Source organism: Cupriavidus mimosae, assembly GCF_023952485.1.
GTDB classification, from domain to species: Bacteria; Pseudomonadota; Gammaproteobacteria; order Burkholderiales; family Burkholderiaceae; genus Cupriavidus; species Cupriavidus taiwanensis_C.
Genome location: NZ_JALHRY010000002.1, coordinates 52265 through 64253 on the forward strand (window position 1 = coordinate 52265; position 11989 = coordinate 64253).

Consider the following 11989-nt stretch of genomic DNA (forward strand, 5'->3'; position numbering starts at 1 on the left):
TTGTTGTTGCTTGTTGGTCAGCGCTCGGCGATTCGTCATTCAGGTTAGAACGCAAGCGCGGAAAAGGCGACCCCGGCGTGCGGCGGCGGCCTCGCAAAGCTCCGCCGCATCCACACGCGCTGTGCTATCTTGAAGCAAGCCGGTCGACGTCCTGGCCACACCCCAATGTGCCCAGCGCATGCCGGCGGGTACGGCATGCAATGGAATCGCGGCGGCTCCAGCGAGGTGTGAAGATGTGGCGCAACCTACCAGTCGTACGCGTGGCTGCGATGATCCCGATGGCCGCCACGGCAGCGCTGCTCGCCACCGCAATGCCCGCGGCCGGCGAATCGGCGCAAGACCGGACACTGCTCGCCGGCATCATGCCGAAGAACACCGACGAGCAGTATGAGCTGAGCTTCTGGGAATCGATCAAGAACAGCAACTACGCCGCCGACTACGAGGCCTACCTGAAGCAGTACCCCAACGGCCGATTCGCGGGACTGGCCAGGGCGCGGCTCGAGCGCCTGGCGGGCAGCGCTCCCGCGCCCAAGCCGCAGGCGCCCGCGCCGCAGCCACGCGCCGGCACCGGCGCCGGCGCACAGGCTTCGCGATCCCCGGCGCCCGCCACGGCTTCGGCACCGCCGGCCAAGGCTGCACCGGCCGCGCCCGCGGCCGCGCGTCCAGCACCAGCACCAGCGCCCGCGGCGCCGCGCGCCGGCACGGCGGGCGACGGCGTGGTCAGTACCACGCTGCGCACCGCGGAGATCCGCGATTGTCCGGCCTGCCCGGCGCTGGTCACGCTGCCGGCGGGAAGCTTCACCATGGGCAGCAGCGCCAGCGACCCTGCCGAAAAGCCGCCCCATCAAGTCTCGATCGCCCAGCCCTTTGCCATCGGCCGCTATGAAGTCACGGTCGAACAGTGGAACGCCTGTGCCGACGCCGGCGGCTGCCAGCGCATTCCCACCGTCGCCGACAGCGCCAGGAACGCACCGGTTCGCGACGTCAGCTGGGACGACGCGCAGCAGTACGTGGCCTGGCTCAGCAAGACCACCGGCAAAAGCTACCGGCTGCCTACCGAGGCAGAATGGGAATACGCGGCGCGCGGCGGCAGTGCCAGCACTTACTGGTGGGGCGACCAGATGCGCAAGGGCAATGCCAACTGCAAGGACTGCGGCGACCCATGGAACCAGGATGCGCCGGCGCCGGTAGGCTCGTTCGCGGCCAACCCCTACGGCCTGCATGACGTCAACGGCAGCGTGTGGGAATGGGTGGCCGATTGCTGGCACAGCTCCTACAAGGGGGCGCCCACGGACGGGCGCGCATGGAACGAGAACGCCTGCGGGGCGCGCGTCATCCGCGGCGGCTCATGGCGCGAAGGCGCCAGCTACATGGTGTCGTCGACCCGCTTCAAGTACAGCCCGAGCGTGCGGCAATCGCAGAACGGCTTCCGCGTGGCGCGGGACATGAAGTAGGAGGCCGCTGCGGCGTGAAGCGCAAGCCCGGGGACCGTGGTCGGCGCCGTCAGCGTGCGCGCGTGGAAATCTGCACCAGGTCCGCGCTGATGCGGTCGCGGCCATACGTGCGCGCCATCTGCGCCAGCGGCTTTTCCAGCGCCCGCAAATACTCCTGCCGCGACTCCACCTCGGCCCGGCGCGCCGCGAACAGCGGCGCCGGCGTGGTCAGCAGCACCACCAGTTCGTTGCCGAACGGCGCTGAGACGATCCAGTCGCCACTGTCGCCGATGGTGGCCTGATACGCCGGCGGCGCCTGGTGGGCCGGTATGCGCTGGCTCGGCACCATATGCGCCACCTTGCCGTCGGCGGCAAAGTAATCGACATAGACATAAGAATCCTGCGCCGGCGTGCGCAGGTCGAGCACCATCGGCGCGCCCTCGGTCAGTTGCGTGCCCTTGCCGCGCAACTGCAGCGACGACGCCGTCTCGCCCTGACGGTTGCCAGACCAGTACGGCGCGATCATCCTGGCCACCTCGCATTTGTCGGCGGCCAGCGGCTGCGCGTCCACCACCACCTCGCGCAGCGCCTTGGCTCCGGGCAAACTACTGAGCTGTTCGCGCAGGCGCGCGGCACCCACGCTCTCGGCCAGGTAGCCGCGCACGTGCAGCGTCTGGTCCCGGCGCGCGCCGGCAAGCAGCGAGCACGGCACCGCGGCCAGCAATTTGCCGACCTCGGCCATCGACAGTTCCGCCGCGACGGCCGGCGCGGGCGCTGGCGGCGCAGGCGCTGGCGCAGCGGGCGGCTCCGCCGCCGGCGCGGCAGCGCTGACCGGCGCCGTGGTGCCGGCATCCGCGGCCGGGGCTTCGGCCTGCCGTTGCGACTGCCAGGCGTAGTAGCCGAGTGCCGCCACGCCTGCCAGCGCGGTCAGCACGCCACCCGCCACCAGCGGCCCGGAGCGGCGCGCCGGGCCGCTGACGTCGGCCGGCGCCGCGCTCATGCCCTGCAGGAAGCGCGCGACCGTGGGCGTGCGCGTCTCGCGGTCGAGCGAGAGTGCTTCGCGCAGGGTCTTCCATTGCGTGCGGCCCAGCTGCGGCAGCGGCGCCGGCTTGAGCCCGGCTTCGCGCGCCTGGTTGGCCGACAGCCGCTGGTAGGGATGCTTGCCGCTCAGCAGCTCGTAGGTCACGCAGGCCAGCGCGTAAATGTCGTCGCGGGGGTCGGGCTCGCGATGCTCGAACATCTCGGGGCTGGCATACGCGGGCGTCATGCCGCCCAGCGAACCGGGATCGAACACCGTGCGATCGGATTCGTCGGCCGGCGGCAGGAAGCCGCGCGCGATGCCGAAGTCGATCACCTTGACCTCGCCGTTGTCGGTCAGGAAGACATTGGCGGGCTTGAAGTCGCAGTGCACGAAGCCGCGTTCGTGCGCATACGCCAGTGCATTGCCCATGCCCCGGATGATGGGCATGGCGCGCGCCATCGGCATGCCGGCAAAGCCCGGGGCCTTGAGCACATGGTTGAGCGACGAGCCCGACAGGTACTCCATGGTGAGGAAGACCACCGGCCCGTCGCGGTCGAAGTCATAGACCGTGACGATATTCCGGTGCGCCAGCGTCTGCGCCTTGCGCGCCTCGCGCTGCAGCGCCATCAGCGACTTGGGATGGCCGCTGAATTGCAGGTTCAGCACCTTGATGGCGATGTACGGCCGGCGGTCCGAGGCTTCCAGCTTGCGCAGGTCGAGCGCCTTGTAGACCGTGCCCATGCCGCCGACGCCCAGGCATTCCTCCAGCACGAAGCGGCCATTGAGCGTATCGCCCACGCCCTTGGTGGCCGGCGTCTGCGGCAACGTGCCGGGCTCGGGCGAGGCCGCATACATCGAGCCGGTCTCCGTGCCGGCCAGCCGCGTGGCGTCGCTGGCACCGTCGTATTGGGTGGCGCCGCGGCGCTCGATGCGCCGCATCACTTCGGCATAGACCGCGGGCGGAAACGGAAAGCGCGTGTTTTCCTCGATCACCACCCGTGCTGCCTGGCTCGGCGTGGTGGGATCTTGCGCCAGGGCCGTTTCGAATGACGCGACGAACTCGTCGTCGGAGAGACCACCGTTCTGGAACTTGCGGATCAGGTCTTTGAGACTGGCCACGGGATGCCCTGACATGGTTGCTGGCAGGGCCTGTCCCACCCTGCGGATATGCCCTCTCCTCGCTGGATACTAGTGCGCACCCAAGGCATGCGCAAACCATGAGAAGGCGGCATGCGACCGCACCCTGGCGCGCTTTGCATGCGCCATGGCCTGATGAATCCGGCACTGTCGCGGCGGCGCCAACACCGGCGCCGCCGGTGTTGGCCGCGGCCCGTCACACCGGACCGCCGGCGGCGCCGCGCGGGCCGTGCCCGCGAGTCGACATCGGCTGAAAATATCCCTTGTATTCAGGCACTTGCGTATGCGCGGCGCTAGGGCCGATGGCCCTGGCACAGTCCCTGCGATTGTCCCTCCCGAGCGCGACACCAACCCGATGCTCGAACCCCAAACCCAAGGCAACACCTTCCTCTACTGGAGACCATCATGACTACGCTGACCATCAAGGACCTGTCCTCCGCCGCAACCCTGGACCGCAAGGGCATGCACGCCGTGCGCGGCGGCATCGCCTACATGCCGTTCGCCGCCGTCTACAGCCCGGTCAAGCTGTCGCTCGACAAGAGCATTACCGCCGTGCAGGAGATCGCGCAGATGCAGTCCGTCACCAACCTGAACGGCAACGGCTCGGCCTTCCTGGACCACGTCAAGTCCGACGTGCGCACCAACCAGAACGCCACCAACAACATCTACGGCTGAGCCTTTGCGCTCCGCTGACTGAATCCAGACACTGACTACCGATACCGGAGACCATCATGACCACGCTGACCATCCAGGACCTGTCCGCCGCCGCAACCCTCGACAGCAAGCGCATGCACGCCGTGCGCGGCGGCATGTCGTACCTGCCCTTCGCCGCCGTCTACATGCCGATCAAGGCGTCGGTCGACAAGAGCATCAGCGCCGTGCAAAGCATCGCGCAGATGCAGTCCGTCACCAACCTGAACGGCAATGGCTCGGCCTTCCTGGACCACGTCAAGTCCGACGTGCACACCAACCAGAACGCCACCAACAACATCTTCGGCTGATCGCCGATGCGCAGCGCGCGGAGCGCCTGCCTGACCGCAGCGATCTCCGCGCCTGCCGCCCCCACACCGATTCCAAGGAGCCCCATCATGTCAACCATCCTCGTCCGCGACCTTGCCCTGAGCAAGGAACTCGACCGTGCCTCGCTGTGCGCCGTACGCGGCGGCAGCTCGTGGCTCAGCCGCGGTGTCGGCGATGTCGGCCCGCTCGCCAATGTCACCGTCAACGTCAACCAGAACATCGCGCAGCTGCAGAGCATCAACGTCAACACGCTCAACAACAGCTTCGTCGGCCCCGGCGTCGGTCCGGTGCGCGTCAACGTCAACCCGTCGCAATGGGCCGGCAACTTTGCCGCCGTGTGAGCGCAGCGCGGCGGCCCGCAGGCAGGAGCGCGGGACGCCTCGCCTATACTGAAGCGGTCCCGCGGCCGCAAGGCCGTGGTTCCGCTTGACCGGAGACAGCCATGGCAGTGATCGTCATCAAGGATTTGCCCGACAGCATGGATCTCGACCGGCAGGCCATGACCACCATCCTCGGTGGCGGGCGCACCGCCGGCGGCCAGGCATGGCATGGCTTGCGGCGCCAGGGCGCCGTGCGCATCGTCGACTACCCCGGTGGTTTGCCCGGCAAGCGCCTGGTGATGCCGCGCGAGGCACCGCTCGGCCGCCTCCCGCGCAAGTCCGCAGGCAAGGATGCCGAGGACTGAAGCGACCCGCCGGCCCAAATGAAAAGCCCGCCATCTCTGGCGGGCTTTGGATGCGGACGGGCCCGGACCGCCTGGGTCACGCAGTCAGCAGTTCGGTCATTCTGTATCCATGCAGGCTTCCCATGATTCCGCCCATGACGCGGACGCCCATCCGGACCACCCGGAGAGTCGCAGGAAGACTGGCGCCTGGAGTCAATGACCGCAGTGCTTGCCGCGAACAGCGGCGCCATGCCGCTGGAGGAGGTCAAGCGGGAGCGTTTTTCGTCCGCCCCGTGCGGGCATCCTGTGTGCTCGCGCCTCAAGTATAGGCGGGGCATTTCGGCTTTCAACCAGAGCGCCGGCGGCGGCGGCGCAGGTGACGCAGCGCTGACATATCCGGTTACGTTTTCGCAGTGCAACAAAATTCTGGCACTCTGCTATAATCCGCGCCGTGAGTTTCGCAACTGTGAGATCCGCCAAGCGCCCGGCTTGCTGCCGCGGCGAATCCGCTGCCCTCCCAAGCTCTGTTTCCTCGCTGCCGGTCGCCTCGTCATCACATATGGCCCCAGCCGCCCAGCAGAACGCACCGCTCACCTGACGTCGCCTCGTCTCCGATCCTGTTGAACAGCCTGAACTGAGCTGTTTGCCTGCCAGGGACATGGCCGGGCCGCCCCGCGGTAACCAGCCACCACCCTGCCTGCCGCCGTACTGCCAGCTGTGTCTGTCGTAACGGCCTCACCGATTGGCGCCGAAGCCTTTTTAAGACTTTGCACTGCGCCCACCCCATTCTGCGTTTCGGGGTGCCATGCATTTATTTGACCATTCCGACATGACCCAGCACGACATTCGTGCGGAGCAAGCTATTGCCTCCGCGACCGACGCTTCGATCACTTCCGACGCTGCCCAGAGCCCGCTCGACAAGCTCGACGCCCTGCTCAACCCCAGCCCGGCAGTGGCAGCCCCGGCCGTGGAAAGCGGTTTCGCCGCGCTTGGCCTCGACGCGGCCATCCTGCGCGCGCTCTCCGAGCTTAACTACAACACGCCCACCCCGGTGCAGGCCCAGGCCATTCCGGCCTTCCTGGCCGGCCGCGACCTGCTGGTCTCGAGCCAGACCGGTTCGGGCAAGACCGCGGCGTTCATGCTGCCCGCGATCCAGCGCATCAGCGAAATGCCCGCGCCGCAGCGCGCCACCGAGCCCGCCAAGCGCATGAAGGGCAAGCGCCCCCGTCCGGCCCCGGCCCAGCCGGCGCTGCTGGTGCTGACGCCGACGCGCGAGCTGGCGCTGCAGGTGACCGAAGCCGCCGCCAAGTACGGCCGCAACCTGCGCCGCATCGTCTGCGCCAGCATCCTGGGCGGCATGCCCTACCCCAAGCAACTGGCCATGCTGGCCAAGATGCCTGACATCCTGGTGGCGACGCCGGGCCGCCTGCTCGACCATATCGACGCCGGCCGCATCGACCTGTCGGCGCTGCAGATGCTGGTGTTCGACGAAGCCGACCGCATGCTCGACATGGGCTTTGCCGACGACATCGACGCCATCGTCAACGCCACCCCTGCTTCGCGCCAGACGCTGATGTTCTCGGCCACGCTGGATGCGCGCATCGCCCAGCTGGCGTCGCGCCAGCTGAAGGATCCGCAGCGCATCGAGATCGCCGCGGCCCGCGCCGACCAGAGCCATATCGAGCAGCGCCTGCACTTCACCGACGACATGTCGCACAAGGAGCGCCTGCTGGACCACCTGCTGCGCGACGCGTCGCTCAAGCAGGCGATCGTCTTCACCGCGACCAAGCGCGATGCCGATTCGCTGGCCGAGCGCCTGTCCGACACCGGCTTCTCCGCCGGCGCGCTGCACGGCGACATGACCCAGGGCGCGCGCAACCGCACCCTGACCGCGCTGCGCCGCGGCAACCTGCGCGTGCTGGTGGCCACCGACGTGGCCGCGCGCGGCATCGACGTGCCCGACATCACCCACGTGGTCAACTTCGACCTGCCCAAGCAGGCCGAGGACTACGTGCACCGCATCGGCCGTACCGGCCGCGCGGGCCGCTCGGGCATCGCGATCAACCTGGTCAACCACAACGACATGTTCCAGTGGCGCCGGATCGAGCGCTTTACCAACCAGCGCGTCGACGCGTCGGTGATCGAGGGCCTGGAGCCGCGCCGCGCGCCCAAGCCGCGCTCGAACTTCGGCGGCAAGCCGGGTGGCGGCCGCGGTGACTTCCGTGGCAACGGCGGCGGCTACCGTGGCGGCGAGCGCAGCTTCGGCGACCGCAAGTTCGGCGGCGACAACCGCACCGGCTTCGGCGAGCGCAAGTTCGGCGGTGAAAGCCGTGGCTTCGGCAACCGCGCGGAGGGCGCGCGCCCGTTCGGCGACGACAACCGTGGCGGCTTTGGCAACCGTGAAGGCGGCTACCGTGGCCAGGGCGGCCAGGGTACCGGCTACCGCGGCGCCAGCGACGGCGCGCGCGGCTTCGGCAACCGTGAAGGCGGCCGCACGTTCGGCGACGATAGCCGCGGCTTCGGCAACCGTGACGGCAACCGCGGCTTTGGCGACAGCCGTGGCAACGGCGGCGGCTACCGTGGCAACGGCGAAGGCCGCAGCTTCGGCAACCGCGACGGCAACCGCGGCTTTGGCGGGGGCTTCGGCGGCAGCGGCAACAACGGCGGCAACCGCAACAGCCGCTCGCGCTACGAGCGTTGAGCGCGCGGTGCGCTGAGCGCACCTGCCGCATGACCAAACAGGGCACCCTCGGGTGCCCTGTTTTTTTGTTGCTGGCGCTGGTGCTACAGCGCGCAGGTACGAAAACCGATGAAGGACAGGTCGTCCTCGGGCAGCCGCGCCCAGCGCGCGCGCACATGGCGCAGCCGCGCCGGACTGGCGAACGACACCGCGCGCACCGCCTGGTGCGTGCCGAAGCGCCCCACCATATCGCCGTCGGACGGTGCGGCGACGAAGCCTGCATACGGCTCGTACGGCGTGGCGGTCCACTCGCGCAGCGCGCCCCACTGCAGGCCGCGGTTCTGGGTCGCGGCGAGTTCCCATTCCGATTCCGCCGGCAGGCGCCGCCCGGCCCAGACGCACCACGCCTGCGCCTCGTAGAGCGTAACGTGGCGCACCGCCTCGTCGGGATTGAGCGTGCGCAGCGTGCCGAAGCGTTCCAGCATCCACGCGCGCGATTGCTGGTGGCGCGACCAGTAGCGCGGCGCGGAGCGTTCCTGCGTCATCAGCCATTGCCGTCCCGCCGACGACCACCAGGCCGGGTGCTCGTAGCCGCCGTCCTCGACGAATTCGAGGAATTGCGCGTTGCTGACCAGTGCCATGTCGATTTCGAACGCGGGCACGTAGGTCGGCTGGGGCGGCAACTCGTCGGGCCAGGCAAAGCCGTCGGCATCGCTCCAGCCGAGCGTGAAGCGCCCGCCCGGGAAATGCAGCGTGCCGCCATGTCCGGCGGGCGGCGCCGGCGCCGCGCCGGCGGCCTCAGCGGGGGCCATGCCAAGCGCCTGCAGCAGCGCGGCCACGCCCTCGCCCTGCGCGTCTTCGTGCAGCAGCGCGCGACGGTACGGGTACAGGGTCAGGTCGGTGTCGTCGGGCAGCAGCGCAATACGGCGCAGCACGCCGTCGAGCACCTCGGCGGCATAGCGCTTGACCACCGCGACGTCGGGCAGCGCGATCTCCCAGCGCTCGTCGGGCCCGATGCGGTCGGGATCGAACCATTCATCGGCGCCGTCCAGCAGCGACGGCTCCGACGCCACCGGCACCGGCACGCCGCCGCGATCGACCTGGCGCACGCCGCGCAGGCACCACCACTCCGCATGCCAGGCAACGTGGCCGAGCGTCCACAGCGGAGGGTCGGCATCGTACTGGCGCGGCACGTCCCAGGCGCGGCGGGTCTGCCCGAATGGCGCCAGCCACGCCAGCGTGCGGCTGCGCGTGTCGACCAGTGCCTGCGCCAGCCCTTCGCGCGGCAGCCGGCGCGGGTCCGACCACGTCGCCTTGCCGCCGGTGAAGTAGAGATCGGGAAGCATGGGAAAGCCGCTCATCGGGAAGTCCGCGCAGGGAATGGAGGGTGGACAGGCAGCGATCTGGACAGCCGCGGGCAACCGCGGCCGCCGCGGCCCGGACGTGGCGCGCCGTTGGCATGCCGCCCCGGACTGCGGCCATTATGACACTACCCGACCGGCGCGCCGGTCAGCCGCGCGCGTGGAACACCGCGAACCAGCCGCGCGGATCGGACCAGTACACCGGGTCGTCAAAACCGGCGGCTTCGAGCAGCAGCGCGAAGTCCTCCGGGCGGTACTTGTACGAATCCTCGGTATGGATGCGCTCGCCGGCGGCAAATTCGCGCGCGCCGCCATCCCATTGCACGCGCACGTCGCGGCATGCCTGCAGGTGCATCTGGATGCGCGAGGCCGCGCGGTCGAAGCTGGCCTGGTGGCGCCAGTCGTCCAGCGCGAAATCGGTGCCGACGATGCGGTTCACGTTGCGCAGCACGTTGCGGTTGAAGGCCGCGGTGACGCCCAGCGCATCGTCATAGGCCGATACCAGCGTGGCTTCGTCCTTGTGCAGGTCCACGCCGATCAGCACGCCGTCGCCACGCCCGGCCGCGCCACGCAGGCGCTGCAACAAGGCCAGGGCTTCGACGGGAGCGAAATTGCCGATGCTCGAGCCCGGATAAAAGAACAGGCGCCTGCCGCGCCTGACCCGGGCCGGCAGGTCGAACGGCGCGCACAGGTCGGCGCCCAGCCCGAGCATCGGGATCTCGGGATGCTGCTGCTGTAGCGACGACAGCGTCGCGCGCAGGAACTCGACCGAGATATCCACCGCCACGTATTGCGCCGGGCGCAGGCTGCCGAACAGCCGCGCCGCCTTCTCGCAATTGCCCGCGCCCAGGTCCACCAGCACGCAGCCACTGCCCGCGCGCGCGGCGATGGCGGGCGCCGCGCTGGCAAAGATCGCAGCCTCGGTGCGGGTCGGGTAGTACTCGGGCAGGTCGGTGATGGCTTCGAACAGGCGCGATCCCAGCACGTCGTAGAAGAACTTGGGACTGATGGCCGCCTGCGCGGCGCGCAGGCCCGACAGCACCTGCTCGCGCAGCGCGCCGCTGTCTTCGCGGTACTGCTGCACCAACTCCGGCTGCGGCGGGCGCTGCGCGTGGCCGTTGGCCAGCGCCACCAGCGCGGGCGGCGCCACGGCATGGCCGTTATGGTGGCTCAGGGGCGGGAGGGGTGTCTGCGGGGCTTTGTGGTGTGAAGGCGGGTTGGGCGGGTTCGGGACAACCGGCATGTCGTTTCCTTGTGTGGTCGCAAATGGGCACTGCTTCACTGCGTATTCCCCAAGGCCGCGCTGTGCATGTCGTGCGCGCCGGTCTCCGCAATGCGCGCCTGTGCTGTCCGGGGCGCATCGGTCGGAGCCGAACCTCAAGGATAGGCCGATCCGGCGGATCGCGCAGCCTCACGGCGGAACCGATACAAAATCACCGCCGACACGCCGTCCACGCGCCGTCGCACCGGAGCGATCGCATGGCGCGCCGGGGCGAGACGATTACGGCACCCTGGCGAACTTGAGTCAGTATCTTTCCTAATTCGGCATGTCGGTTGCAGTTCGTTTATAATCCCGCCCAGCGCGACCCCTGAACGGGTCGTGTCCCTCAAAGGGGAGTAGCTCCGGGGCTTTGCCCTTAGCACAATCGTCATTCCGGGACCGCAGTCCCCGGTTGTGCTGACAACCGGCGCGCATACCGCGCCCGTGGTCGAGCAAGACCTTTGCAACCTGGACTTCATGGTTTGCAAAGGCGCCCCCCACGCTCCCGTGCACGTGAATCCAGGCGAACCCAATGCGCGCGCTTGCGCTGATTCGTACCTGAGGAGAGTTCATGGAGTGGTTTACCGATCTGTTCACGATGCAGTTCCTGACGGCCTTGCTGTCCATCGTCGTCATTGACCTGGTGCTGGCCGGCGACAATGCCATCGTGATCGCGCTGGCGGCACGCAACCTGCCGGCCCACCTGCAGAAGAAGGCCATTATCTGGGGTACCGTGGGTGCCGTGGTGGTCCGCTCGGCCATGACGATCGGCGTGGTCTGGCTGCTGAAGATCCCGGGGCTGATGCTGGTGGGCGGCCTGGCGCTGGTGTGGATTGCCTACAAGCTGCTGTCCGACGACAGCGGCGAAGAAGGGCACGGCGCGGGCGCCGCGACCCTGTGGGGCGCGATGAAGACCATCATCATCGCCGACGCGGTGATGGGCGTCGACAACGTGCTGGCCGTGGCCGGCGCCGCGCACGGCAGCTTCCTGCTGGTGGTGCTGGGCCTGCTGATCAGCATCCCCATCGTGGTCTGGGGCTCGAGCCTGGTGCTCAAGCTGATGGCCCGCTTCCCGGTCATCATCTACGTGGGCGCCGGCGTGCTCGCCTTCACCGCGGTCAAGATGATCGTGCACGAGCCGATGATCAAGGCGTTCTTCGAAGCCAACCCGGTGGTCAACTGGGGCCTGTACGTGCTGATCGTCGGCGGCGTGCTGGGCGCCGGCTACCTGGTGCAGAAGCGCCGCGAGCAGCAGCAGGAGCCGGCCGGCAGCCACTAAGCCTGCCTCCGGCGCCAGGGCCGTGTGCCCTGGCCCTGCCGCAAAAGACGGGCCGCCCGGAGGGGCGGCCCGTCTTGCTTTAAAATGCCAGCTTCGCGGGCCCAGGTGCCCGCGCCACCTCTTCCATCCCGCC

Annotated in this window: 10 protein-coding genes; 7 read left to right on the forward strand and 3 right to left on the reverse strand. The window is 68.9% G+C overall.

The annotated features are described in order from the left end of the window. The first annotated feature begins 362 nt into the window (after positions 1-362). The gene (locus tag MKD50_RS04235; protein WP_371925292.1) at positions 363-1454 is read left to right on the forward strand and encodes a formylglycine-generating enzyme family protein; all 1092 of its coding nucleotides are present in this window, start codon (positions 363-365) and stop codon (positions 1452-1454) included. A gap of 49 nt (positions 1455-1503) precedes the next feature. On the opposite strand, the gene MKD50_RS04240 is transcribed toward MKD50_RS04235, so the two are convergent. Further along, positions 1504-3588: a serine/threonine protein kinase gene (locus MKD50_RS04240; RefSeq protein ID WP_115704063.1), complete on the reverse strand. Its 2085-nt coding sequence runs from the start codon at positions 3586-3588 to the stop codon at positions 1504-1506. A 408-nt stretch (positions 3589-3996) separates the two neighbouring features. On the opposite strand from MKD50_RS04240, the gene MKD50_RS04245 reads away from it, so the two are divergent. From MKD50_RS04245 to MKD50_RS04265, 5 genes are all read left to right on the forward strand, one after another. Next, a complete protein-coding gene (locus MKD50_RS04245) occupies positions 3997-4266 on the forward strand; it encodes a hypothetical protein (RefSeq protein WP_115704065.1) in 270 nt (89 codons plus the stop codon). 56 nt (positions 4267-4322) lie between these two features. Beyond that, a complete protein-coding gene (locus tag MKD50_RS04250; protein ID WP_240072402.1) occupies positions 4323-4592 on the forward strand; it encodes a hypothetical protein in 270 nt (89 codons plus the stop codon). An 87-nt stretch (positions 4593-4679) separates the two neighbouring features. Then, positions 4680-4952, forward strand: a complete 273-nt coding sequence (locus MKD50_RS04255; protein WP_115661581.1) for a hypothetical protein — start codon at positions 4680-4682, stop codon at positions 4950-4952. A 101-nt stretch (positions 4953-5053) separates the two neighbouring features. After that, positions 5054-5296, forward strand: coding sequence for a hypothetical protein (locus tag MKD50_RS04260; protein WP_115704069.1), 243 nt, complete (start codon positions 5054-5056; stop codon positions 5294-5296). Between the two features lie 808 nt (positions 5297-6104). Beyond that, positions 6105-7976: a DEAD/DEAH box helicase gene (locus MKD50_RS04265; protein WP_115704071.1), complete on the forward strand. Its 1872-nt coding sequence runs from the start codon at positions 6105-6107 to the stop codon at positions 7974-7976. A gap of 83 nt (positions 7977-8059) precedes the next feature. On the opposite strand, the gene MKD50_RS04270 is transcribed toward MKD50_RS04265, so the two are convergent. Both MKD50_RS04270 and egtD read right to left on the reverse strand, forming a co-directional pair. Further along, a complete protein-coding gene (locus tag MKD50_RS04270; RefSeq protein WP_252666503.1) occupies positions 8060-9316 on the reverse strand; it encodes an SUMF1/EgtB/PvdO family nonheme iron enzyme in 1257 nt (418 codons plus the stop codon). 148 nt (positions 9317-9464) lie between these two features. Continuing rightward, the gene (egtD, locus tag MKD50_RS04275) at positions 9465-10559 is read right to left on the reverse strand and encodes an L-histidine N(alpha)-methyltransferase (RefSeq protein ID WP_115704074.1); all 1095 of its coding nucleotides are present in this window, start codon (positions 10557-10559) and stop codon (positions 9465-9467) included. Between the two features lie 589 nt (positions 10560-11148). Here egtD and MKD50_RS04280 point away from each other — a divergent pair. Next, positions 11149-11856 carry a TerC family protein gene (locus MKD50_RS04280; protein ID WP_115704076.1) on the forward strand — a complete coding sequence of 236 codons (708 nt, stop codon included), beginning with the start codon at positions 11149-11151 and terminating at the stop codon, positions 11854-11856. Positions 11857-11989: the final 133 nt, after the last annotated feature.